This window comes from Halorubrum saccharovorum DSM 1137 (genome assembly GCF_000337915.1).
Lineage (GTDB): Archaea > Halobacteriota > Halobacteria > Halobacteriales > Haloferacaceae > Halorubrum > Halorubrum saccharovorum.
This window is the reverse complement of sequence record NZ_AOJE01000043.1, coordinates 41399-66115: the sequence shown is the minus strand read 5'-3', so window position 1 is coordinate 66115 and position 24717 is coordinate 41399. Positions and strand designations below refer to the sequence as shown.

The window sequence follows — 24717 nt, the reverse complement described above, 5'->3', positions numbered from 1 at the left end:
CGAACACATAGTTCTTCTGCTGTATCTCATCGTTGACATCCTCTCCGGCCTTCAGAGAGGGGTTTTAGCCTTGTAAGTCTCAGTGAGGAGCGGCCACCTCGTCAGTATTCAGTACCTGTAGCGGAGCGTCTTTTCGCCTCGGGGTGCACTTCGCACACCGCTCGGCGAAACCCGTATCTAAAGAAGGCTCACGTCTCTAGTTGATACCGAGGTCCGTGCGCAAGCGTGAGACCGGGGCGCTGTGGTCTTCGAGGTAGTGTCTCTGATAAATTTAATACTCGACACTCTCCGAGAATGTTGGTATTCATATACATTTAGAACCCCGATCGACGCCGACTTCGATGCGGGACGGTAGTCCACGGCGCGTTTGTTCCGCATCGGTATCGCTTCGATGAGAGTCGCTGTATTGGTGGGGGATGAGTTCGCTCTTCATTTTGTGTGGCGATTGACGACTACCGTGAACGTCCTCGCTGCGGGCGTACTGCTCTTAAAGGCATGTTGACAATCCTCTCACGGCTGATGTCGTCCAATTCCGCTGGTGACGCTCCCTGTTGGACGCTCGCTCCGGATGGGGTTGACGGAGGGGAGATTTCACGGTCGGAGAGTATACGTCGCCGGGCCTCCCAGGACGCGTTATGGCTACGACGTCGCGGTGTTACCGGTGTGGTGACCGGTACGAAGATCCCGCTCGTGTCCGGTGTACCTGTGGAGAGCCGGTTTGGTTCGAAACGGACACGGCAGCATTCTCCTGGGACGGATGTCGAGACTACGACGGGATGTGGCGCTACGAGCCGCTCCTCCCGATCGACCGGCCGAAGGGAATCGCTCGCGCCGCGGGCGGGACACCGCTCGTCAGAAGCGAGGGACTCGACGCTGTCGCAGGCTGTCAGGTGTACGTCAAAGACGAGGGAGAACACCCGACCGGCTCGTACAAAGACCGGGGCAGCGCGGTGGCGGTCCCGCATGCGGTTGCAGCGAGCGGCGGCGCCGTCGGCACCGTCTCGTACGGCAACATGGCGATGAGCACCGCTGCGCACGCAGCCGGTCTGGATCGCGAGTGCGTCGTACTCGTTCCAGACGAGATCCCGTCGGTCAGGTTGGAGCTCATCGGTCAGTATGACCCGACGATCGTGCGGGTTGACGGCGACTACGGAGCCCTCTATGACGATGCACTCGAGTTATCGACGGAGCTCCCGATCTCGATTCTCGTCAGTGACGCTCCGTCACGGATCAGCGGGTACAAGACCGCCCTGTTCGAGATCTGCGAGGCGTTTGCGCCTGACGTGCCCGACGCGATCGTCTTGCCGACGAGTTCTGGGGGCTTCGCCTCGGGGATATGGCGTGGGATTCGTGACCTCGAAGCCGCAGGATCGCTGGACGAGCCGCCGCGGCTGTACCTCGTCCAAACGGACACGTCCGATCCGTTGACAAGGGCGTTCGACGCCGGCGTAGCCGATCCGGCGCCGCTTACGGACGACGAGATCGGCGAGACGATTGCCCATTCGATTGGGAACCCGGACCCCCCAAGCGGTGGTCGTGCGCTCGCGGCTGTTCGCGACACCGGTGGCTCGGTCGTGTCGGTCAGCGATGATGACATTCGGGCGGCGCAGCGGCAGTTCGCCGTCGACGGCGGGTTCTGTGTCGAACCGGCGTCGGCGACGTCGCTCGCGGGTGCAACGCGGCTGTCGGAACGCGGTGCGATCGGCTCTGACGACGATGTCGTTCTCGTGCCGACCGGGACAGGATTCAAAGAGCTCGGTACCGGGGACGCGTCGATTGCGACCGAGCGGGCAAATCGGGCGGCCCTTCCGGAACGCCTCGCCTCGCTGCTCACTGATACGTAACCTACCCGCCCTCAAAACAGCGATTCCAGCTCCCCGTCACTATCCATCAGCTCCGAAAAACGGTCCTCGCTCTCGTCGGTGATCTCCCCGAGATTCTGTTGCGCTTCGATCGCGACCTGCTGAAGCTCTTTCACTCGCGGGACGTTCGTCACACCACCGAGCAGCACGAGCGCCGCGACCGTTCCCTCACCGCGTCGCGGATAGTCACCACCTCGGACCTCCATCGACCCGGTCTGCTCTTCGAGCCACTTGCGACCGTGCTCGATACCTTTCCGGTTGAGATACTCCGGCGGGCCGGCGACGACGAGCAACGCACGCTCCGTCCCGCTCACCTCACAGGGCAGCGTGAGCCGACCGAGCGTCGCCTTCCGGACGAGACTCGTGATCCGGTTGGTCGCTTCCGTACTGTCGATCCCGTCATCCGAATCGCCACGGAGCCGCGAGAGCAACCCCTTCCGCTCTGGTTCGTCCACCTCGACATCGGCGTAGCCCAGCGAGGAGATCCCGCCGCCTTTGAGCGTGTTAATGATCTCCGAGGAGTCGACCACGCTCTCGGCGATGTCGCTTCCCTCGGTTATCTCGCCCGCACTGAAGAGCACGCCGAACCGCTGGACCAGCTCCTCGTTGATCGCGTCGAACCCCTCCTCAACGGATTCACCCGAACTGCGCCACGCGTCGTTGTCGAACAGCATGAGGTTGTCAACCTCATCCACGAACGTCTTGAGCGATCGAGCGGCGTTCAGCGTGTAGATCCCGCCCTCGTCGCTGCCGGGCAGAATGCCGAGCCCGTACACAGGTTCGGTGTAGATCCGTTTGAGGTTCTTAGCGATCACGGGCGCTCCACCCGACCCCGTCCCACCACCAAGCCCCGCAACGACGAGGAACGCATCGATCTCGTGGACCGGTACCGAGTCGAGCGCCCCTTGGATCTCGTCGATGTCCTCTTCCGCCACCTCTGCGCCCAGCTCGTTATCCGCCCCCACGCCGTGGCCCTTCACTCGCGACTGCCCGATCAGAATCCGGCGGTCCTCCGGGAGGCGGTCGATTCCCTGGAGATCCGCTTTGGCCGTGTTGACGGCGATCGCTCCACGGACAATGTCTGCGCCCGTCCGTGCGTCGTAGTCCAAGAACTCGTCGACCACCTTCCCGCCCGCCTGTCCGACCCCGATCAATGCGAGTTTCATGTAAACACACCACATGTAGATACGCGGGGCGGACTCATAAAGCTTGGATAACAAACGGCGTTCGACGGCTAACCACAACTTCGGCGAACAGGTCTCGGTATGCGTCGGGCTCGAAAAGTTATTCTGGTCGAACAGCTTGCGGGCGGCATCGGTGAGGTGAATGAATCGGTACGGCTGCCCCCGTTCGAGCCCTTCGCGATCTCGTTCGATGGCATCGATCAGTCCACCAAAACTGCCCTATCCCCCGACACGGTGGCAAAACCGGGTCTCAGGGGTTGAGGCCGGCGTTCTCCATGAATATGGAACTATCTTCCTTCGATGGCTCCAGCTAGAGTGTCTGCTTGACAAACTGCGACACAATGCGGTCCTCGGCGGTCCGAAGCCGATACGCTCTGTCGCGTTCCAGTTGCCGGCACTGGTGATGTGTGACACTGAGTGTGATACACTATCGCGAGGATGTGATTCCATCATATCGCACACATCCCCGATCGGAGAGTCCCCAGTACTGAGCGGAGAATGGAACGACGAGACGTTGGTGGGGTCACCCCCCGTAGCCCTCACCCTCGATTGGGCCGCTAAACACGCCGTAGAGGAACTTGAAGTACCACAGTACCAACAGCAGGACCGGAAACCCGAGGACGGTCACGAGGTTCAGCGCTAGTGGCGACACGACCGCTTCTCTAACCAACAGCCCGGTCGGCGGATAAATCGTCGGGTACAGCAGAATTGCGACCATGATCGTCAACAGTGTGGGCAGCGCCAGTGCGCTCGCGAGCCAGGCTCGGTACCGACCGCGTCTGGCCAGTCCGCTCCCGCCCAGCCCGACGGCGACCGAGAGAGCGACGACTGCAGCGACGGGCAGCGAGAGCATCGCGTCGGCAGCGCCGCCCGCATCGGTCAGGACGACGGTTCCCAGCAGCACGACCACACCGCCAAGGTACGCCAGTGTCGCACCGATGCCGTACGCTCGCAGTTCCGATGCCAGACCGGGCTCGGTCTTGGTTGCGAGGAACGCCGCCCCCGTGACTATCGAGACGGCGACTAGGGCGACGCCAGTCAACGCCACTGGTAGCGTCGCTCCGCCGAACAGCCAGCGACCCGCGAGCATCCCCAACAGGAGCGGCGCGAACACGCTCCCGCCGATGAACGCGTAGTCGGTGTAGCGCTTCCAGCGCTCGTCGTCGCGCTGCTCGCGGAGTTCCGGACCGAGGCCGCGGAACACCAGCGCGAGGACGAACCCGAGCGCGAGCAGATAGTTGTCCGCCAGCAGGCGCGAGTACACGCGCGGGAACGCCGCTAGCAGCATCGTCCCGAAGGCGACGACCCACACCTCGTTCGCGTCCCAGACCGGTCCGAACGCCGCCAGGAACGTCTCCCGCTCGCGTTCGTCCGTCCGGGTCGCGTAAAGCATCCCGATACCGAAGTCGAACCCGTCGAGGACGACGTACATCCCCAACGCGAACAGCACGGCGCCGAACCAGATCTCCGGCAGCGATTCGACGAGGTACGCGTCGACGGGCAACAGCGGGTCAGTCATCGCTACTCACCCACGGAATCGGGCCGTGCCAGCGGCCGCCATTCGACTCTCGGACGCCGAGTGACCGGAGTTCCTCTCGGACCAGCCACTTCAGGATGTACAGCGCTGTCAGCATCAGCCCGATGTAGAGCACGACGAACCCGACCAGGGTCAGTGTCGCCTCGGCCCCGGTGAGCGTCGATGACACCGCCTCGCTCGTCTTGAGCTCGCCCTGGATGACCCACGGCTGCCGGCCGATCTCGGTGACGTACCAGCCGGTGAGCAACGCAGCGTAGCCGAACGGCGATGCAGCGATCATCGCCTTCAGGTAGCGTGTGCTGTCGGCCAACCCGCCTCGGTACGTGAGGAACCCGCCCCAGAGCGCGAGCCCGATGAACAGGAACCCGAGCCCGACCATGAAACGGAACGACCAGAACACGAGTGCTACCGGGGGGTTCTCCTCGTACTCGTTCAGTCCGATGACCTCGGCGTCGAAGTCCCCGCCACTGGCGAGAAACGACCCAACTGCGGGGAGGCTCACGGTGACGAGGTTCTCGGCTCGCGGGTCGGTAAGTGCCTCAGGTGACTTCGGAAACGCGAGCAGGTGTAGGTCGGCCTGCCCCGTCTCGTAGTGAGCCTCCATCGCGGCAAACTTCTGTGGCTGGGTGTCCTCGACGTGGCGGCCGTAGGCATCGCCGTGGACCGCTTGGAACGGTGCGGAGATGATTAGGAGTACGACAGCTAGCTTGAGTGCGGTGTTCCAGGCTTCAGTGTCGGGCTTTTTCCAGACGATGTACGCCGAGACGCCCGCGACCAGCAGTGCGACCGCGAGCACCGACGCGTTCATCATATGCACGTACATCCAGGGCATTCGCGGGGTGAGGAACGCGGCGAACGGATCGGTTAGTTTGGCGACTTCCATCCCGTTCCGGGTGACCATCTCGTAGCCCCGTGGGGTCTGCATCCAAGCGTTGACGATCAGGATCCAGAACCCAGACAGCCAGGCGCCAAAGCCGACGAGCACCGACGAGATGAGGTATGTTCGGTCCTCAACACGGTCGCGGCCATACAGCAACACGCCGAGGAAGACGGCCTCTAAGAAGAACGCCATCTTCGCTTCGAAGGCCAGCGGGCCGCCGATCAGTTCACCGGATACCTCGGCGAACTGTGGGAAGTTCGTGCCGAACTGGAAACTCATCGGAATCCCGGTGACTGTACCCATCACGAAACCGGCGGCGAAAACCTTCACCCAGAACGAGCGCAATCGCGCATACCGCTGCTCGTTCGTCCGCACGTCTTTCCAAGTAAAGTAGATAATAAACGGTGCGAGCCCGATCGAAAGGGACGCGAAGATGATGTGAACGGAGATTGTCCATCCGAACTGCATCCGACTCGCGAGTTCCGGAGAGAGGAACGTCGCCCAGACTGGGTCGACGGCACTCAGTAGTGTGATTGGACCCATTCGCCCTACGCTACGGCACAATAGCTTATGAGTAGCCCAACGGTTCCCAGTTTGGAGCATTCACCACAATAGTATTCTATTATTAGAACCGTACTTTTTGTACACCTCAATCGCCGTATTAGTATACGATAACTGATAGATAGAGTTGACCGATCCCAGCTATGATCATCACAACGCCGGCGAGCCGCTTGAGCCATCCGGCATGAGCCATTACGCGATTTGCGTTACTGATGATACTGACTCCAGTTGCGACGGTTGTTGCAGCCATTAGTACAGCAACAACACCGGCATAGACTCCTAATACGAGCAGCGCTGCTTCGGTCCAGAGGGTGATTGCTCGGGCTACAACTGCCAGAAGACTGGGGCGACGCATCCGGCACCAGCTAATGCGTATCCCGCGCCAAAAAGACCGAAGCCGAGAACGCTTGATCGGCGCTTTGGAAGTGATACCGACAGTGATGGAGCGCGGTCGAATGCGACAAGTAATCCGAAGATGATGAGCAATCCGCCGACCAGTGTCTCAAAAATGGTGATATCTGACAGTGTCTCGTGGCCGACCCACGCCGTGGCCCCGCCCAGCAACGCAAACGTCGCAAGTACGCCCAACGCGGCTACCACTCCCCGAATCCCCGCGCCTGTGACAGAGGCGCTTTCGGTGTCAGTAGAGTTCACGTAGAATCCAACGTAGCCCGGCAGCTTGCGTAATCCTTCACGAAGCGATTGCTTGTCATAGCCCTTATCGGCCGCGAGAGACCGCAGATCGCCCGCGTTCCGGCGGGCGATCTGCTCAGCGAGGTCTGCGTCGCTCCCTTCCCGATTTGTTGAGCAGTGAACGTCAAGGACGGATTGAGACGCTGTATCGACGAGTTTTGTGACTTTGAGCTTCTGAACGCGGTAGCTGATTCGCTGGCAGTAGTGGCGGCTGGCTGGTGAGCGGTCGTAGAACGTGGCGTCGATCGCGGCGTGTTCAGAGAGATCGTGCAGCTGCGCCGACTGGCGCAGCAGCACTCGGCAGACGCTCATGCTGATCCGGTCGAACGCCTTACACAACGTGGACGGCGCGGGGAGATCGGCCGCGTTGAGGCCGATCTCTCCGGTTATTTGTGGCATCTCTTTGAGCAGGTCGATCGTCATGCGGTACGATGAATCGAGGTAAATCCGCAGACAGTGAAGGGAAACGAGTGCATAGTCGGCGAATCCGCCGCCACCTTCCGGGGCGGCGGATTCGCCTCCATCGCCAGTAACTCTTTGAGCAACCGGGACAACTTCCCCGATGAAGCGGGAGATCTGCGTCATGAACAACCGGATTCTCCCGCTTCAACTCCTTTGATTTAGCGGCCTACCTCGTTGCTGTATGGCGATTCAACACAGCCTCTCGTATCGTGTGGGCCCGGTGTAGCGATCCTCGGCGTCAAAGATGGCATAGGCCAACGGGAGCGAGCAGACGAATTGCTCGACGGAGGTATGATCATCGTGTCTGAACCACGTTGTAGAGACGATACGAACGTCCGATTCTAGACCAGCAAGCGACGTCCGATCGTACAACGGTGTCGAATCGTACGCCGGCCAATCAGTATGCGAACGTCTTGCGATCCGTCGGAAGACCACCCGACGAGACTCCGGGGTTGCCGTCATATTCACTACCTCTGTATCTCTTATCGATGAGTTTCTCTGGAGCTATAGAGATAGTGATGTGTTAGCGGACCAGTCAGGCATACGTTTGATACGCGATAAAGAGCGCAATAGCGAGACATACGACACCGAGTCCACGAATGAGCCACGTCCACTGGTCGGAAAGCGAGTCGTGCTTGTCTGTGCCGTAGTCACCACGACGTCGACGGTTCGGGCCAACGAATACGGACAGTCGGAGTGCTGTTTGTGGGGCGACAATCAACACAATGCCGAGCAGGACGCCGAGAACGACTGCGAGGAGTTCGCGAACCCCGGGCATCTACGAGCGGAGCCGCTGGATACGCTTCTCCATGGGCGGGTGCGTGGAGACGATTTGTTGGAGGAAGCCACGGTCAGAGCTGGAGATACAGAGTGCGCTCACCTGCTGATCAACGTTCGCGTCGCGGGAGCGCTGCCTCCCCCGCCCGCGGCCGCGCCGATTAGCCGACCCAGGGCTGCGCTGGGCACGTCCAGCCGATTGTTGGGCCTGCTGGTTGCCCTGATGAATTTTCTCAAGCGCGCGAGCGAGTGGTTCGCCCTGCCCGATGACATCCCTGGCGTCGGAGTCGGCGACGTATTCACGGTACCGGGAAATCGCGAGCACGAAGATCATCACGACGAACTGGACGATGTTCCCGACGACGACAGCGAGGAAGAAATCTGCGAGGTCGTTCTCACCAGTGAACAACACGATGTACTGCGCAACGATAGCAACGATGGATGCGATGCCTTGACCGAGTTGCATCGTGATGACGTCGCGATTGTCGATGTGGGCGAGTTCGTGGGCGATGACGCCTTCGAGCTCGCTTCGGTCAAGCAGTTGAATGAGTTCCTGAGAGATGACCACGGTTCCGTTTCCGCGGCGACCGACCGCGAACGCATTCGGAACGCCCATACTGGCGATTTTCAACGACGGTTTCTTCATCTCCTTCTCTCGACAGACGCGCTCAACGAACTGATGAATCTCTGCGTATTGGGTCTCAGACAGGTCTTCGGCCCCGACGCTCCGTAACGCGGCCCACTTGCCAACTTTATACTGGATTCCGATCAAGAGGATGCTGCCGACGATAGCAATCGGGAGGATGCCCTCGCCGAACGCGACCATCGCTGCGGCGACGGCCACGAGGTAGAATCCCGCGAGAAGTGTACCGACGACGGCCATCCGTATTTTAAGTCCAATATGTCTCATGTGTGTTATGTTGTAGAGGTGGTCTCGGGAGTATACTCAGATTCGGCGTTGGCTGGTCTATCAACCCGATTCAGTCTCCGGTTGACGATTGTTCGATCGAGTCCGGCCGTCAATTCTGTATCGGGTCTGCTGTTCGCGGTGAGTCTATGCATGTACGTGTGTGATTAGTCAATCGCGTTACGTTCACGGTCAGCGAGGCTGACCGAGAGTTGCCCGTCGCTGTGGACCGAGACAACACACTCGGAGAGAACGAACTTGACCACTCCAGTCGATGGCGTCGACGCTCCGTCAGCTCCGCCGAACAGCTGACTGAGCGCGAACGCATGCGTCCGATCATAGCGGGAGGCGACTGCCGAACGGGCATCGCCGGTAACGGTCGACACGGCGTCGGTGACGGCTTCGTAGAGGGGTGTTTCATTGCCCCAGCGAGCCAGGTAGCGGCCGTGCCACGATGCTGTCAATTCGTCAGCGGGCCGAGATTCATCAGTCATTGTGTATTCGGACGCTTCGGGTTGCGCCACGACCCTAACTGAACGTTCGGTAAGTATCAATCTTTTCCCTCATATCACGTGAGAGTAGATCGCCTCGAACCAGGCAATATCCTCAACCATAATTTGGCTATCTACCGAATATACTGCTTAAAACTAGTTAATCCGGATATATAGTGTGTATCTTATCATGCATCTGGAGATGGCTTTTTCCAGTTAGACGAAGGGTTTAACACCTACTGAACGTTTAGTCAGTAGTATGGGACGAGTCTCACTCAGAAACAATCCACTACTCGCTGCGCTTCTGGGGACAGTAGTCACCGGACTTGGCCACTTCTACCTCCGGCGCTGGCTGAGAGCGCTTGGATGGTTAGGACTCATCGTTGCTGCTTCAGTTCTGTTCGTCCCCGAGTCAACGATAACCGCGCTTAGTTCGGGTACGCTAACCGATCCATTCTCGATTCTCCCGATGGTCCTGATCAGTGCCGCTAGTGCCCTTGACGCGTATCTCATCGCGAAAGTTACAAGACAACCCGATAGATTCCAAGCAAACAATACTGTCGGGTCAACAGGGGCTAATGAATCTCCAGCCTGTCCTGCCTGCGGAAAGCCGGTCGATCCCGATCTCGGATTCTGCCACTGGTGTACAACCGAATTCAACGTTGTCGACGTCTCCAAACTGGAACGAACCGACGAGAACCAATCGGACTGACTATGGCTTCTGATTCATCCAAACAGCACTGGAGCACCGCCGAAGAAGAGATTATGGAAGCCACCTATCGAGCACTACTCAGGCACGGTTACGCCGACCTGTCGATCTCCCGAATCGCCGACGAACTCGATAAATCGAAGGCTGCTATCTACTACCACTACGACACGAAAGACGACCTTCTGGTCGCGTTTCTCGAGTTCGCCGTCGATAGATTCGAAGAGACGATCGAGACAGAGACAGGTGACGAACCGCCAGAGGATCTCGAGCACGTCATTGAGAAGCTCCTCCCGCTTCAGCCCGACGAAGAGCAACGACAGCTCCAAGCGGTGCTAGTCGGTCTCCGTTCCCAAGCCGTGACGAACGAGGTATTTCGCGAGCAATTCACGCAGATCGATGAACGACTGGCAGCCACCGTCCGGAGCATCGTCGAATGCGGCATCGACGACGACACTTTCCGTGATGTCGACCCGTCGCGGGTCGCGGAGCATATCTTAGCGACGGTCAACGGCGCGATGTACGGTCGCGTGACGACAGACCGCAAAAGCGCCGCGGCGGCAGCACGCGTCTCGCTGGCCTCGTACATCGACTCCGAACTGAGGTGCCGGTCGTGACTCAAGCGGGGAGATAGGGTGACAAATCTCAGTCGTGCGGACGCGATCGCCGAGGCACGAACTCCACTCGAAGGAAATCGGTGATCGAGGAAGGGACACTGCTCCCGCTCACTCGGATCGATCTGCCGATGAGGTCGGCGAGTGTGAATCCGCCTCAGGTTGGCCGCTCAACTCGTCGTCAACGCTCGCCATTTTTTCCTCCGTGTGACTTCTGAGTTCGTGCGCGGGGGGTCCTGAGTATCATACGGCTTGTCGGCAAGTCGAGCAACTGGCCTGGGCTCTGTGCATTGAGAGAGCCAGTCTCAACTACTGCCGAGGAGAATTGTGTATAGCGACATAAGATATAATACGGACCTCGATCGGGGCAAAGTGCCTCTCGCGGCCGAAATCAGACCGATAATCACGCAGGGACACCAATATCCGGCTAAATAAGTTACTTTGTCTTAGTTGAGTAAGACGGAGTAAACTCTTAGTGACCCCCACCCGTGGCCCCAAACGAGGCAGATTCAGAATCATGGCCGACGCTTCCACCGACGCGCGCTCCAGCCCAATCGTCGCTGCTGGGGCGGCGTTCCGACGGCACAACCCTCACACCTCCGTGGCCCAATGACGGGCCGCCGCTCCGTCGAGACCGCGATCGACGACACGTTCACGAAGTACCTCACCGACAAGGGTAAAGGCGACGCCGGCGAGCAGGGCGCGTACCGCGTCGACGCCGAACGCGAGCTCCAGCGATTCCGACGCTGGTGTCTCGGCGAGATTGCCGACCCGGCGAACGCCGCTCCGCCCGAGTCGTGGGCGGGCGTCGTCGACGGCGACACCGTCCGGTTCGCAGACCTCGATACGACGGTGTTCTCGGACTATGCGCGATATCTCTCAACCGCCGGGTACGCCGCCGGTACGGCACTCACCTACTACGCGCACGTCGCGTCGTGGTGCGGGTGGGCCCACACGCAGGGATACATCCCGCGCCACTACGCTCGCGAGTCGGATGCTGAAGACCCGCTCCCGGAGAACGACGGCCGCCGTCCGGGCGACCAGCAGGCGTGGGAGCCGATCCACCGCGACCTGATCACGCAGTTCGTCGACCGGCGCGTCTCCGAGGCGTTCGACGCGCTCGGCGCGATCGAGGTTCCCCACGCTGAGCGGGGCGACCCAGAGAGCGAGACGTGGCAGGCCAAACAGCGCTCCCGGTTCGAGGCCTACCAGCGCTGTCGCGAACAGACGCTCGTGTACGTCGTCGCCTACACCGGCCTGCGCGGCTCGGAGTTCCTCTCGGCGCCGAAGGAGGCCCGCGATGGGCGCAACGGGATCCGGTGGCGTGATGTGTCGTTCGCGGACAGCAGCGTCACCGTGTTCCGGAAGAGTCGGGAGTGGAAGGAGGCGTCACTCCCCGAGCCTGTCATCGGGCCGTTGAAGCGGTACGCCGAGGTGCTGGACGTGCCCGAGTCGTGGCCGGTGTTCACGACGTTACACCGGCCGTCTCTCGCTTCACACGTCACCGACGGGCTCGCCGACGCCGGTCTGGACGACGACGCGATCGAGCGCGTCCGCGGCGGGGCGCCAGACCTGATCGTCGCCGCCGAGCACGACCTCGACGCGCCGAAACCCCTCACGACCGACGGGGCGCGGTCGATCATGGAGCGACTCTGGAACTACGACGCGCTCGCCGACCGACGCGAGGATCTGGACCTCTCACTCGACGGCGATTATCTCGAACTGCACGGCGGGCGTCGAGGCGTTGGAGAGGTGCTCGTTCGGCAGTTCGGCTACGCTGCGGCCGCCCGGTATCTTGACAACAGTGAGGAACAGGTCCGTGAGGCCTACCAGCACATCGAGGCGGCCGAGCGCGCGGACATGGCGACCGAGGCGTTCTCGCAGACGGACCAGCGAGTGAATGAACGCTAACGCTCTCAAACCCGGTCAGAATGTGATCTAAGGCACTGGACTGTTGTTTCTGGCGTTGACACCACCTTTGCGATCGCATTTTGATAACCACGTTGTCGAACAAAGACAGTGATCTAAGATACTAATCCAAGTATAGGGGTGGCTATCTTAGATATATTTCTTAGATTTGGTTCTTAGACCTGTTTCTTGGATATGATCTATAGGTAATTGTTTCATATATGTGTCTTGGGCATCTTAGATGTCTAACTAAGATTGATGAGCAAGATGTATGTGGCTCGTAGATAAGTGTCTGACATACCTTCATTAGATATGAGCCAGATCCCATTCATATGCTCGCGTACACGGTATACAGTGAAGCAGGGGGTGTCGGCAAGACCTCGCTCGCAGCGAATGCGGCTGTGGCTCACCAGCGAGCGGGGCTTGACGTGCTTGTCGTTCCGCTCGATCCACAGGACGGCGACTTGAGCCGTCTACTTGGGGTCGACACCGATCGCGCAGACGGCAGTGCGGACAGCTTAGTCCGCCACATGGTTGGGAGCCCGCGCGGGCCGTTTGAGGACCTCGTCGAGACGGCCGAGGGGATCGACATTATCCCGGAACACAACTCGCTGTCCGATCTCACTCAACACCTCGATAGAGAACAGCAGAAGGCCGAGGACTTCGGTGACGCGTACAACGTCCACGCACAGTTACGTCGGGTCCTCGGTGAGGCGAGCGTCCCCGATACATACGATATTCTCGTCTGCGACCCACCAGCGACCGAAGGGTCGCACCTCTACAACGCGATTTACGCGACGCGGAATCTGCTGCTCCCGATCGAGCCGTCAGCGAAGGGACAAGCGGCTGTCGAGGGTCTCGAAGACCTCGCGACGAACTTTGCGGACCAGCTCAACATCGACATCGGCGTGTTAGGTGCGGTGCCGATCGGATTCAAGGGTACACGCGATCAGGAACAGATGCTCGACACAATTCCGTATGAGGTCCCCGAGGTCATCGGCGATCGAACGTCGTTGATGGAGGGGTGTTGGCGTCAGCAGTGTTCCGCCTTCGAGTACGTTCAGACCCACCGTAATCGTCGTCGTGACTACGAGGTAGAGACGCTTGCGCAGTTTGATCGCATCGCCCGATTCATCGAAGCGCAGGGTGGTGTTGAGGCTCCGAATCCGCCTGAACCCGGGGCGGTCGATGAAGACGAGCAAGAGGTGACGGCGTAATGGGCGGCTTCAAAAGCGGGGCTGCCGACGACGACTGGGACAGTACAGAGTCCGACGAGACAGACACCACAGCAGAGACGGAGGCGGAAACGAGAGCCACCGAGAGCACGTCCGGATCAACCGCCGGTGATACACCGGATACTGCGATACAATCGACGACAGGTGTGACCCGATCGTCTGACCGGGACCTCCCCTGGGTACTCACACGGGACAGTATCACTGACGGCCGGGATCAAACGGTGCAGCTCCACCTCCAACGGTCGACAGTCGACACACAGCGCGAGGCGACACGAACGCTTGAGTCAAAGCTCGGGGAACAGGTCAAGAAGGCCGATCTCCGTGAGGCCGCGTTACTTGTCGGGCTTCAACACACAGACGAGATCGCCGCGACGCTCCGGGAGTGGGGATACGACCTAGGTTGAGTCTCCTCGGCGCGCTCTGGCAGGACGGCCTCGGCGGCGACGCGCCGCGCCACGGTCGTCAACGAGTACGCGGCTGCAAGCCCGACGATCAGGCTAAGTCGCCCGGTCGCGACGCCCCGGACATGGTGCTCGTACTCTCTGCGGAGGAGGTCGACCGGAACCTCGATCTAGCGGGACTCGTCGATGTCGTGGACGACGCGTTGGTCAAACAGGCGGCCGGCGAGGTCGAACGACCGCGGCGGCCGCATTTCCCCGTCGGTGCGGGTCTCGACGGCGACGAGCCCGCTGGGACCGGGATCGCGATGCCGGCGTACGTCCACGGCGCGGACCACTACGCGACGAAACTTGTCGGGGTTCACGAAGGGAACGCGGAACGAGGCCTCCCAACGATCAACGCTCAGATCGTGCTCACGGACGCACGGACCGGCCTTCCGAAGGCGTTCATGGCGGGCACGGCGATCACGAACGCACGGACCGGCTGTATAGGGGCGGTTTCGGTTCGGGCGTTGGCTCCGGAGCCGGGTGGTGAGGGCCTCACGCTCGGAGTCGTGGGTGCGGGCGCGCAGGCGCGCTGGCAGAGCCGCGCGATCGGAACCGTCGCGACGCTCTCGGACGTACGGATCTACTCGCCGAGTGACTCGCGTGACGCGTGTGCGGCCGACCTGAGCGAGGAGGGGATTCCGGCACGGGCGGTCGACACGGCCAGAGAAGCCGTCGAGGGGGCCGACGTAGTCGTGACCGCGACGACGGCGACCGAGCCCGTCTTCCCGCCCGATGCGCTCGAAACCGGGAGCCTCGTCATCGCCATCGGTGCGTTCACGGCGGAGATGCGGGAGCTCGCTCCGCGTGTCCTCGAGCGCGCCGAGCTGACGTTCGCCGACGTGCCAGAGGAAGCCGCTGAGACCGGCGACCTCCTCGCGAGCGACCGTGACGCCGACGACCTGGTCGAACTCGGCGTGCCCCTCGCTGACGGATATCGCCGTGAATCGTCCGACAGGGTGCTGGTGGTCACGAGCGTCGGGTCCGCAACCCTGGACGCCGCAGCGGGCGAGACGGTCTACCGGCGGGCTGTCGAGTCGGGCGACGGCACCGAGATCTCGCTGTAGCCCGGTCGATGTCCACCGGTCAGCGTGATTCGACGTAGGTTTCGATGAGCGTGCGGAGTTGGTCTTCGCCCTGGAGACCGACGACTTTCTCGACCTGCTCACCCCCGGCGAACAGGACAAGCGTGGGAACCCCTCGGACGCCGTAGGAAGCGGCTAGTTGCTGGTTGGCGTCGACGTCGACTTTCGCTACAGTCGCGCCGGTCTCGGCAGCCAGCGTCTCGACGATCGGTTCGAGCATTTGGCACGGACCACACCAGTCGGCGTAGAAGTCCGTGAGGACGACATCGCGTTCCGCGACGACGTCGTCGAGTTGGGACTGTCCGTCGACGTAGATCGGTTCGTTCGCGGTCGCGGTACCGGTGTCGGATGCAGTATCTGTTGCCATCACCAGTACGTATGCGCCAGCACCAATTAAGTATTGTGTAGAAAATACAATATTACACAACATTAGGTACGGTCGAGGAGTCGCGGTCGTAACTGTGTCTCATACGGCGGTGTCCGAGCCTCACAGGAAAGTCCCCGATCGCCGCGAGTAATGGACCCGAAGTAGAGGGAAGTGAAGGAGAGGGAAGTGAAGGAGAGGGAAGCGAGGGAGTTAGCTTTCGGCGGCGGGGGCCGTAGCCTCGGACTGTTCGTACTTGGTCTCGAACTCCTGGATCAGCTGCCCCATCTTCGCGTACCAGTCGTTGAGCAGGCGCTGCATGTCGTCGGCGATCTTGGAGGGGTCCGTCGGTGAGTAGACGTGGTAGTAGCCGCCCTGGTCGTAGTTGATCTGCTCTTTCTCGATGAAACCGGTCTGTAGCAACCGCTGGACGGCGCGGTAGGCGGTCGAGCGTTCGCGGTCGACTGACTCGGCTATTTCGTCGACGGTCAGCGGTTCTCCGGACTCGACGAGCGCTCGGAAGCACTCCTTATCGAGTTCCTTGAGGCCGTGGAAGCACTCCAGCAGCCCCTCGCACTCCATGTCCCGGCGGAGCTGTTCAGACATCGAATCTGGCATCGTTATCGATAACACGTAGGTGCTGAGCGGTTAAAAGACTTTTGCACAGTTCGCACAATTTTGCGACGAACCAAGAGTGAGTGAAATGGGACGTACCCGATAACGGCTACCCGTCGCCCTAGAAATCCCAACGGGGTAGACGAACAAAACGCTCCCGACGGACGTGGATTGACCTACGAACGGGTTAGTCCGCCGCTGTGGCCCCCTGCCGACGCGTCTGACGGAGCGACGAGACCGTCGTGTAGAGGATCGCGAAGGCGACGACGACCGCCGCGCCGATGACGAGTACCAACCCGAGCAGCTCGAGAGTCGGGTTGCCGGTGTAGGAGCCGATCTCCCCGATACCCACCGCGATGGAACCGATCAAGAGCATCCCGCCGAAGTAGATCTTGATGCCGTCAGCGTCGACGACGGCGGTCGCGGCGGAGCCGATACGCGCACCGAGGGCGCTCCCGAACAGCAGCGGGGCGACGATGCCGAGGTTCACGCCGCCGCCCTGTCCGTAGAGGTAACTTCCGAGACCGCCGGAGAAGACGATCTCGAAGAGGTCGGTGCCGACGGCGACGGGCACGGGGACACCGATCGCGTAGATCATCGCCGGCATCCGGATGAAGCCGCCACCGACGCCGAGGAAGCCGGACAGGAGACCGGTCGCGAAGGCCACGGCGGTGATGACCCACGCGGAGACGCGGACGTCGCCGCGGAGCGTCACCATCGGCGGGATCCGAACGGTCTGTTGAATCGTCTTCGCGATTTCGGGGATCTCGTACTCGTCGAGGTCCCGGTCAGACGCCTCGTGGTCGATCCCATCGCCGCCGTCACTGTTCAGGGCGTCGCGGGTCACCATCGCTCCGACGCCGCCGAGTAGGACCACGTAGGCGACGCTGATGATACCGCCGGCGAGTCCCAGCGACTCGAGGTAGTAGACGCTGGCGCGCCCGGCCTCGATCCCGATGGTCGTCCCGGTGATCATGATCGCGCCGAGCTTGTAGTCGACCTGCCCGAGGTCGTGGTGCTTCAGGGTCGCGATGACGGCCGTCCCGAAGACGAACGCCATCCCGCTCCCGACCGCGACGGGCGCCGGGTAATCCAGCATCAGCAGGGCGGGGGTAACGAGGAACGACCCGCCCATGCCGAAGAACCCGAACAGGACCCCGACGACGAGGCCGAACCCGACGAACAGAGCGATCATTTCAGGGCTGGTCCCCAAGGCGCCGAGCCCGTCGAGGAGGCTATTGAGCATTCGATTCACCTCCGACTAAGAGATTCATCAGATAGGGCCCGAAGAGTCGTTCGAGGCCGCCGTACCCCACGTACAGCACGATCGCTTCCAGTAGAATCGTGCCGATAAGCAAGGCTGTCTCCGGGTCCCACGTAGGAATCTCTAGTCCCGGCATCGATTCTCCCCCCAACGTCCGAACACGGATATTCGCTGTTGGCACATTTCTGCTCAATACGTCCTACCCGCTTCGAGGTTATAACGGTTTTGGGATAAACGCACAATACTATATTCCGATAACCTCGGTTGGAGTACCGATAACTTACAGCGAACGTATAGTGCTCCGGGGGTTCGAGAAACCGCTCGGCGTGGGTCCCGAGTATCGGCTACCTATACAAAATCAAACAAAACCGTGTTGTGGACGCTCGACGAAAGTGTCGATATGAGGGCCCTGTGCGCGACCGACCTGTCGGCTGCGAGTGAGGCCGCGATAGAGAACGAAACCTGCCTCGAGTGCCTGGGCCGTATCGGCGTCGATACGATCCACCTCGTGACGGTCGTTCCGGCGAACGTCCACTCCGGGATGCCCGGCGTGAATTTCGAGGAGCGACGCAGACGCGGGCTAGACCAGTATCGGGAGGTGATCGAGGCCGCCGGGTTCGACGTCGAGACTCACGTCGTCCGTGGGACACCGTATCGACGCATCAACGGCATCGCTGAGACCGTCCACGCCGACCTATCGGTCGTCAGCTCACGGGGTCAGAGCCCGTTGGAAAACCGTGTCATCGGCTCGACCGCCCGCAACCTCGCGCGGACGACCGTCGTTCCGTTACTGGTTAACCGCGTCGAGCGGGCGACCGACGACCCGGAGGTGCTCCGAGAAGACCTCTTCCGGCGGGTGCTCTTCGCGACGGACTTCTCCGAGAACGCCGAGCGAGCGTTCGACGCCTTCTCCTACCTCCGTCACGCGACCGAGGAGGCGGCGCTCGTACACGTTCGGTCGCCGAAAGACGAGGACGCCGACATCGACCCACGGGAGCGGCTGGCCGAGCGTGCGAGCACGCTGGAAACCTGGGGCATCGAGACGCGGATCGAGGTCCGACACGGCGATCCCGCCGACGAGATCCTCGCCGTCGAATCTGAGGTAACACCGTCGGCGGTCCTTGTCGGGTCGAAAGGGAGAAGCCGTATCCGACGGCTCCTGTTGGGGAGTGTCTCCGAGGAGATCGTCGCACAAGCAACGGGAAACGTCTTTCTCGTCCCGCCACCCCGGGCAGTCTGAGAGAGACGACACCAGGGCTGCGACATCGTCGGGCGTCGGCAGCCCTTGCCAGCTCTCAGGGCGCGTGGGAGTTCCACGGGACGTGCCCCCAACGGAGCATTCAGTCTTCAGTGACGCTTCCCCTTCCAGCTCCCGCAGGCGCGGGCGGCTCGTGAGTACCGAACTCGGGATGGGTCTCCTCCATCCAGAGATACACCACAGCGCCGGAAACGAACATCAGACCAGTGGTCAGGTAAAACGCGGCTTCAACGTTCACGAACTCCATCGAGAGTCCGATCAGGACCGCGCCGACGGCGTAGCCGGAGTCCCGCCACATCCGGTAGACGCCCATGCCCGCCGAGCGCCACGTCGGGTGGGCCGCATCGCTCGGAACCGTCATCAGGTTCGGGTACAGCAGCGCCATCCCCAGACCGGAGACGCCGGCCAGCGCGGCCCACGGGAGGTAGCCATCGACGAGCGCCATTCCGAGGACGCCCGCGCCCGCGAGGAACATCCCGGCGATGACGGGGGGACGGCGACCGATTCGGTCCGCGAGCCCGCCGGTCGCGATCTGGAGGAAGTACATCGCGCTGTGGACCCCGATGACGACCCCGACCGCCGCGATACCGAGCCCCTGGCTCGTCAGGTACAGCGGGACGGCGATCCAGAACAGCGTATCGACGAAGTTCTCGATGTGGCCGGCCTGCGCCGCCGCGAACAGTGTCCGGTCGCCGTACGTCGCGCGCTTCAGCACCTCATTGAACGGGAGGTTCGCGTCGTGATGGTCGTCGTCCCCCTCGGCTTGGGCGTACTGAACGGTTTCCTTGATCAGGAAGATCGAGATGAGGAACGCCAGCACGACCACGACAGCCAGGAAGTAGAACGGTTCGGGCCGGAGACTCCACTGGCCGGCGATGGCGCCCGTGAGCCAGGCACCGACGGCGACGCCAGTGTAGCCGAACGCCTCGTCGATCCCGACTGCGAGCCCGCGCTGGTCGGGCCCCGCGAGGTCGATCTTCGCGTTGATCGCCATGCTCCAGGTCAACGCTTGGTTGACACCCAGCAGGATGTTCCCGACGGTGATCCAGCCCCAGCTCGGGGCGAAGATGAGGATGACCGGCAGCGGGAGTGCAGTCGCCCACCCGGCGATGAGGACGGGTTTGCGACCGTACTCCTCACCCCACTTGCCGGCGTAGAGATTGAGGATCGACTTCACGACGCCGAAGGACACGACGAACGAGCCGATCACGAGGAACGACTCGACGCCGAGGACATCCTCCCCCAGCACGGGGACGACGGTTCGTTCGGAGCCGATGGTCAGTCCCGTCGCGAAGACGAGCAGGACGTGCAGCGAGAACTGCCCGAGGTGTTCGCGGATTCCCTGTTCGAGTTCAGTTGTCGTAGGCATTAGTTCGTGAGTTCAGCAGGTTCATTTGTGGGTTACAGGAGGAGGAGCGCGGTGCCGTACGCGAGGCCGAACGACAGGACGAACGACCCTGCCCACGCCCCGACTGTCAGGAGAATCTTTCTGGCATCCACAGCTTCCCGACCGCCGACAGCGGCACCGCTCCCGATGATCGCGGACACGACGATCTCGTTGAACGAGACCGGGACGCCGAGCAGGACTGCCAGCTGTGCGATCAGGAACGACGGCACGAGCGCCGAGATGGAGCGCCGCGGGCCGAGCGACGAGTAGTCCTGAGCGAGCGACTTGATCATCCGCGGCGCGCCCGTCCACGAGCCGACGAGCATTCCGAGGCCGCCGCCGACGAGCACGGCGAACGTCGAGACCATCCCCACCTCGTCGAGCAGCGGCAGCAGCGGCCCGACGGCGAGCCCCACTTGGCTCCCGCCCGCGGAGAACGCCACGAGCGACCCGAGTGCCAGCAGCACGCGCCGCAGCCCCCCCCGTTCGTCGCGACCCACGTCCCACCAGACGACCGTTGCGACGGCTAGCGCAGCGAGGCCGGTGATTCCGAGCGCCGAGGCGAGCCCGTCGACCGACAGCACCTGCTGTCCGAAACCGCGGAGTGTTCCCGCCGCGCTCCCTTCACCCAGGAAGCTGAACTGAATGTTCACGAGAACGGCGCCGACAAGCCCGGTAAGGACGGGGATGCTGTACCGTTCGGGAACGCCGGGACGCGGGAGAAGGCTCGCGATTCCGAACGCGATACCGCCACCGACGAACGGCGTCAACGCCCAGACGGCGGCGATCTGGCGGTACTTCGGCCAGACCGGCGACCCGCCGAGAGCGAGGCCGACGCCGATAACGGCGCCGGTCACGGTGAACGCCGTCGCGATCGGGTAGCCGGTCGTGATACCGACCGCCATCAGCCCCGCACCCAACACGAGCACGAGGATGACGCCGGCGACGGGCAGGCTGATGCCGCCGACGAGCCCGCTCCCGACGGCTTCCGAGACGTTTCCGCCCTGGGTAACGGCGCCGGCGAAGCCGAAGATGCCGACCAGGAAGGCGGCCCGCATCGTCCCGATGGCGTTCGCGCCGACGGCGGGGGCGTACGGCGTCGCGCCGCTCGATCCGGCGCCGATGACCCACGCCATGAACAGGCTTGCGAGCGCTGCACCGGCGAAGAGAGCGATGAGAGCGGGGTCCATAACGGAAGTTAGTCCGCGCTCGTCGCGGCGGTGTCACGCGCCCGGGTGCGGCTCCGCCAGTAGCCCTGTGCGTACGCGCCGAGGAACATCCCGGCGAGCGCCCAGAGGATCGTGACGTTGCCGACACCGAGGCTCGCGTACGCGGCGCCCGGACAGATGCCGGAGAGCCCCCAACCGACGCCGAAGACGGCGCCGCCGACCAAGACGTTCCGGTCGAACGGCTTCAGGCGCCGCTCGTAGGGGTCGCCCGTGAGGGGTGCGGCGTCCCGGATCCGGGGCAGCAGCGCGAACGCGATCCCGGAGACGATCGCGGCCCCGAACATCACGAACGGGAGGCCGAGGTCGTCGAACTGGAGGAAGTTCAGCACGACTTCCGGCCGCGCCATGTGGCTGAACCCGAGCCCGAAGCCGAACACGATGCCGCCGACGAAGATCAGCGGCTTGAACAGCGGGTGGCGGTCGCTCATGGGCTCACCCCCAGCGCTGCGACGACCTGGGCGGTCCCGATGGCGACGGTCAGGAACGTCATCACGCCGACCAGCGACGTCTTCGACGCCGAGCCGACGCCGCAGACGCCGTGCCCGGACGTACAGCCCTTGCCGATTCGGGTTCCGATGCCGACGAGGATGCCGCCGAGGAACAGCCGCCACGGCTGGACGTCGGTCGTCCAGAGCGTCACGCCGGCGACCTCGTACAGCCGACCGGTCGTCCCGGGCTCGTACAGCGAACTCGTGACCAGCCCGGACTGGAACGTCGCCGCGAACGCCAGCCCGCCCAGGATGATGCCGGCCGTGAACACGAGCCGCCAGTCGCGCGAGCCGACGTACTGCTGGAAGCGGGACTGGTCGGAGACGTACGACAGCGTCGACTCCAGGAACGTGCTCGCCCCGGCCGGGATTCCCGTTCCGACGTAGATCAGGACGGTCCCGAGGCCGACGAGCAGTCCGCCGACGGCGTAGCGACTGATCCCGTTGGGGAACAGCTCGGCGGCCGCCTGGAGCAGTACTGGGTCAGTGACCATCGGCGTCGTTAGTCACCCGCGAGCGAGTCCTGACTGGCTGCGCAGTTGTTCGGCCCGAGTTCCAGCGTGAACGCTTCCTCGTCGTCGACGGCGTTCTGGCCGAGGTTCGTCGCGATGATGTCCTCGTAGTTGGCCGGCCGCGGCGGCATGTCCGAGAGGATCAGGTCGACGAACGCGTCCTCGTCCATCGTGAGCGCGTCCATCTCCTCGACGAGCTCGCCGATGGGCGCGGTGTAGGTGCCGTCCGCGGCGGGCTCGGCGGCGTCGCTGAAGTGCGCGCCACCGACGAGCGTGTCGTCGGGCAGCGTCAGCACGCGCTCCTGTAGCGACTCGTAGAGCATGCGCGCGGCGTCGGGCGCGCCGTCGTCGCCCTCTTCGAGGTCGGGGCGGGCGACGCTCTCGACGAACAGCCCGTCGCCGGTCGCGAGCAGGCTGTCGTCGACGAGGTACGAGGTCATCCCGGTCGTGTGGCCGGGCGTGGAGACGGCCTCGATGGCGGCGTCACCGACATCGAAGGTGTCGCCGTCGGCAGCCGTCGTCAGTTCGTCCGCGTACGTGACGCCGCGGTCGACGGCGGCCTCGGGAATGACGCCCTCGACGCCCTCCGCGTCGAGGTCGCGCACCCCCGAGATGTGGTCGGCGTGGACGTGGGTGTCCAGGGCGTACGTCAGGTCGACGCCCAGCTCCGCGGCGTCCTCCAGGTAGCGGTCGGTGAAGGCGCGCAGCGGGTCGATGATGGCGGCCTCGCCGTCGTCGTAGAGGAGGTAGCCGAGACAGCCCGAAGAGGGGCGCTGGTACTGGAGGAGCGTGCCGGCGCCGTCGTAGCGCTCGACTTCGACGGCCTCGTAGATGCTCGCCCAGCCGTTCATGCCGTCTTCGAGGTGGTCGACGTCGTAGCCGCGTTCCGCGAGGGTGCCCGCGACGTACTCACTGGCGCCGCCCTTCGCACACAGGACGGTCACCTCGCGGTCGTCGGGTATCTGATCGAGGACGTCCTCGTCGATGTCGTCCTCGAGGAACTCGAAGTACGGGACGTTGATCGACGTGACGTTCTCACCGTCGATACGCCACTCCTCGTAGTCTGATTGCATACGCGCGTCGAGGAGCGTCACGTCCTCGCCGGCGTCGATACGGTCTTTGAGCGATTCCGGGTCGACGGATTCCACGTCGACATCCGGAGTCGGGAAGTCGTCGGCGTTCATGTTGTGCGGTCGTTCCTACCGGGTGGACGTACAAAAGCATTTGCATAGAAGTTCCCCTACTACACAATACTATTCTCGTAGAAGATCGGTGTCTCTACTCACAAGCTCCGAATACCAGCGTTTTGAGTGTTAATAGGATATATACCGGTATTCGAATTATTGGAGTATCCCCAAGAACCGACAATCTTTTACTTCGGTAGTGGGTATTGTGCGATAGCTCCAATACAGACGAACGGAGCAGATCACCAATGAGTGCTGAATTCGACATCACAGAGACGCTCGACGTGAAAGGCGCATCGTGCCCCATGCCGGTTGTAAAAGCGAAGTCGGCGATCGACGAACTCGGGGCCGGCGACGTTCTCGAAGTGGTTGCGACCGATCCGGGGAGCATGAGCGACATCGACGGCTGGGCGTCCGGGACCGAGGGTATCGAGCTCGTCGACCAGGAGGAAGGCGACGACGTGTACAAACACTACGTCCGCAAGACGGAGTAACGATGAGCACCGACACACCCGACGCGTCGGCCGACGACGCGCCCTCGCGTGCGGAGCTGGCCGCACGCGTGGACGAGCTGGAGGACGCGCTCGCCGAGGCCACCGGTGACGGCGACGGCAAGAAGATGAGCATTATCGCCACCAAGGGCACGCTCGACATGGCGTATCCGCCGCTCATCCTCGCCAGCACCGCCGCCGCGTTCGGCTACGAGGTGACCGTCTTCCACACGTTCTGGGGGCTGGACATCCTCCACGAGGAGCGCTCGAAGAACCTCAAGCTCAGCTCCGTCGGCAACCCCAACATGCCCGTCCCGAACGCCGTCGCCGCGCTCCCCGGCATGGACCGCGTCACGACGAGGATGATGGAGAAGAAGATCGCGGACAACGACACCGCCACCATCGAGGAACTGCTGGAGACGAGCCTCGACATGGGCGTCGAGTTCCAGGCCTGTCAGATGACCATCGACCTGATGGACTACGACGAGGACGACTTCTACGACGGCGTCACCACGGGCGTCGGCGCGGCGACCGCCCTCCAAGACATGGCCGACGCCGACATTCAGCTTCTCGTCTGACT

Annotated in this window: 24 protein-coding genes and 2 pseudogenes; 10 read left to right on the top strand and 16 right to left on the bottom strand. The window is 62.4% G+C overall.

Annotated features, from left to right (window positions below):
• Nucleotides 1-776 precede the first annotated feature (776 nt).
• Nucleotides 777-1844 carry a pyridoxal-phosphate dependent enzyme gene (locus C471_RS08905; protein ID WP_004048370.1) on the top strand — a complete coding sequence of 356 codons (1068 nt, stop codon included), beginning with the start codon at nt 777-779 and terminating at the stop codon, nt 1842-1844.
• An 11-nt stretch (nt 1845-1855) separates the two neighbouring features.
• Here C471_RS08905 and C471_RS08900 read toward each other — a convergent pair whose 3' ends face one another.
• The 7 genes and pseudogenes from C471_RS08900 to C471_RS16310 all read right to left on the bottom strand — a co-directional run bounded on the left by C471_RS08900 (nt 1856) and on the right by C471_RS16310 (nt 9387).
• Nucleotides 1856-3028 carry a tubulin/FtsZ family protein gene (locus C471_RS08900; protein ID WP_004048368.1) on the bottom strand — a complete coding sequence of 391 codons (1173 nt, stop codon included), beginning with the start codon at nt 3026-3028 and terminating at the stop codon, nt 1856-1858.
• 541 nt (nt 3029-3569) lie between these two features.
• Nucleotides 3570-4565, bottom strand: a complete 996-nt coding sequence (locus C471_RS08895; RefSeq protein ID WP_004048366.1) for a cytochrome d ubiquinol oxidase subunit II — start codon at nt 4563-4565, stop codon at nt 3570-3572.
• Nucleotides 4558-6006, bottom strand: coding sequence for a cytochrome ubiquinol oxidase subunit I (locus C471_RS08890; protein ID WP_004048364.1), 1449 nt, complete (start codon nt 6004-6006; stop codon nt 4558-4560). Before C471_RS08890 ends, C471_RS08895 begins: the two co-directional genes overlap by 8 nt.
• Before the next feature lie 118 nt (nt 6007-6124).
• A pseudogene (locus C471_RS18345) lies at nt 6125-6702 on the bottom strand (cytochrome C biogenesis protein); the annotation flags it as partial.
• Nucleotides 6700-7302, bottom strand: a pseudogene (locus C471_RS08885) (IS5 family transposase); the annotation flags it as partial. The pseudogenes C471_RS18345 and C471_RS08885, both read right to left, overlap by 3 nt.
• Before the next feature lie 655 nt (nt 7303-7957).
• Nucleotides 7958-8839, bottom strand: coding sequence for a M48 family metallopeptidase (locus C471_RS08880; protein WP_004048360.1), 882 nt, complete (start codon nt 8837-8839; stop codon nt 7958-7960).
• A gap of 191 nt (nt 8840-9030) precedes the next feature.
• A complete protein-coding gene (locus tag C471_RS16310; protein ID WP_239638638.1) occupies nt 9031-9387 on the bottom strand; it encodes a HalOD1 output domain-containing protein in 357 nt (118 codons plus the stop codon).
• Between the two features lie 226 nt (nt 9388-9613).
• Between C471_RS16310 and C471_RS16305 the strand changes: the two genes are divergently transcribed.
• The 6 genes from C471_RS16305 to C471_RS08855 all read left to right on the top strand — a co-directional run bounded on the left by C471_RS16305 (nt 9614) and on the right by C471_RS08855 (nt 15327).
• Nucleotides 9614-10066 carry a zinc ribbon domain-containing protein gene (locus C471_RS16305; protein ID WP_004048357.1) on the top strand — a complete coding sequence of 151 codons (453 nt, stop codon included), beginning with the start codon at nt 9614-9616 and terminating at the stop codon, nt 10064-10066.
• Nucleotides 10067-10068: 2 nt separating this feature from the next.
• Nucleotides 10069-10677: a TetR/AcrR family transcriptional regulator gene (locus C471_RS08875; protein WP_004048356.1), complete on the top strand. Its 609-nt coding sequence runs from the start codon at nt 10069-10071 to the stop codon at nt 10675-10677.
• A 606-nt stretch (nt 10678-11283) separates the two neighbouring features.
• Nucleotides 11284-12585: a hypothetical protein gene (locus C471_RS08870; RefSeq protein WP_004048353.1), complete on the top strand. Its 1302-nt coding sequence runs from the start codon at nt 11284-11286 to the stop codon at nt 12583-12585.
• A gap of 329 nt (nt 12586-12914) precedes the next feature.
• A complete protein-coding gene (locus C471_RS08865) occupies nt 12915-13799 on the top strand; it encodes a ParA family protein (RefSeq protein WP_004048351.1) in 885 nt (294 codons plus the stop codon).
• Nucleotides 13799-14221, top strand: a complete 423-nt coding sequence (locus C471_RS08860; protein WP_004048349.1) for a hypothetical protein — start codon at nt 13799-13801, stop codon at nt 14219-14221. Before C471_RS08865 ends, C471_RS08860 begins: the two co-directional genes overlap by 1 nt.
• Before the next feature lie 122 nt (nt 14222-14343).
• A complete protein-coding gene (locus tag C471_RS08855; protein WP_004048347.1) occupies nt 14344-15327 on the top strand; it encodes an ornithine cyclodeaminase family protein in 984 nt (327 codons plus the stop codon).
• Nucleotides 15328-15346: 19 nt separating this feature from the next.
• Here C471_RS08855 and trxA read toward each other — a convergent pair whose 3' ends face one another.
• The 4 genes from trxA to C471_RS18450 all read right to left on the bottom strand — a co-directional run bounded on the left by trxA (nt 15347) and on the right by C471_RS18450 (nt 17724).
• A complete protein-coding gene (gene trxA / locus C471_RS08850) occupies nt 15347-15712 on the bottom strand; it encodes a thioredoxin (protein WP_004048345.1) in 366 nt (121 codons plus the stop codon).
• A gap of 210 nt (nt 15713-15922) precedes the next feature.
• Nucleotides 15923-16327, bottom strand: a complete 405-nt coding sequence (locus C471_RS08845) for a helix-turn-helix domain-containing protein (protein ID WP_004048343.1) — start codon at nt 16325-16327, stop codon at nt 15923-15925.
• A gap of 184 nt (nt 16328-16511) precedes the next feature.
• On the bottom strand, nt 16512-17570 hold the full coding sequence (locus tag C471_RS08840) for a sulfite exporter TauE/SafE family protein (RefSeq protein ID WP_049909167.1): 1059 nt from the start codon (nt 17568-17570) through the stop codon (nt 16512-16514).
• A complete protein-coding gene (locus tag C471_RS18450) occupies nt 17560-17724 on the bottom strand; it encodes a DUF7512 family protein (RefSeq protein ID WP_004048337.1) in 165 nt (54 codons plus the stop codon). The genes C471_RS08840 and C471_RS18450 overlap by 11 nt, the downstream gene beginning before the upstream one ends.
• Nucleotides 17725-17988: 264 nt before the next feature.
• On the opposite strand from C471_RS18450, the gene C471_RS08835 reads away from it, so the two are divergent.
• Nucleotides 17989-18828, top strand: a complete 840-nt coding sequence (locus C471_RS08835) for a universal stress protein (protein WP_004048336.1) — start codon at nt 17989-17991, stop codon at nt 18826-18828.
• 100 nt (nt 18829-18928) lie between these two features.
• Here C471_RS08835 and C471_RS08830 read toward each other — a convergent pair whose 3' ends face one another.
• From C471_RS08830 to C471_RS08810, 5 genes are read right to left on the bottom strand one after another with little or no spacing between them, the layout of a single operon-like run.
• A complete protein-coding gene (locus C471_RS08830; RefSeq protein ID WP_004048334.1) occupies nt 18929-20215 on the bottom strand; it encodes an MFS transporter in 1287 nt (428 codons plus the stop codon).
• A gap of 32 nt (nt 20216-20247) precedes the next feature.
• Nucleotides 20248-21423 carry an inorganic phosphate transporter gene (locus C471_RS08825; RefSeq protein WP_004048332.1) on the bottom strand — a complete coding sequence of 392 codons (1176 nt, stop codon included), beginning with the start codon at nt 21421-21423 and terminating at the stop codon, nt 20248-20250.
• Between the two features lie 8 nt (nt 21424-21431).
• Nucleotides 21432-21890 carry a YeeE/YedE family protein gene (locus C471_RS08820; RefSeq protein ID WP_004048329.1) on the bottom strand — a complete coding sequence of 153 codons (459 nt, stop codon included), beginning with the start codon at nt 21888-21890 and terminating at the stop codon, nt 21432-21434.
• A complete protein-coding gene (locus C471_RS08815) occupies nt 21887-22444 on the bottom strand; it encodes a YeeE/YedE family protein (RefSeq protein ID WP_004048327.1) in 558 nt (185 codons plus the stop codon). The genes C471_RS08820 and C471_RS08815 overlap by 4 nt, the downstream gene beginning before the upstream one ends.
• An 8-nt stretch (nt 22445-22452) precedes the next feature.
• Nucleotides 22453-23646: an MBL fold metallo-hydrolase gene (locus C471_RS08810; RefSeq protein WP_004048325.1), complete on the bottom strand. Its 1194-nt coding sequence runs from the start codon at nt 23644-23646 to the stop codon at nt 22453-22455.
• A 248-nt stretch (nt 23647-23894) separates the two neighbouring features.
• Between C471_RS08810 and C471_RS08805 the strand changes: the two genes are divergently transcribed.
• Both C471_RS08805 and C471_RS08800 read left to right on the top strand, forming a co-directional pair.
• Nucleotides 23895-24140: a sulfurtransferase TusA family protein gene (locus tag C471_RS08805; protein WP_004048323.1), complete on the top strand. Its 246-nt coding sequence runs from the start codon at nt 23895-23897 to the stop codon at nt 24138-24140.
• A gap of 2 nt (nt 24141-24142) precedes the next feature.
• Nucleotides 24143-24715, top strand: a complete 573-nt coding sequence (locus C471_RS08800) for a DsrE/DsrF/DrsH-like family protein (RefSeq protein WP_004048321.1) — start codon at nt 24143-24145, stop codon at nt 24713-24715.
• The last annotated feature ends 2 nt before the right edge of the window (nt 24716-24717 follow it).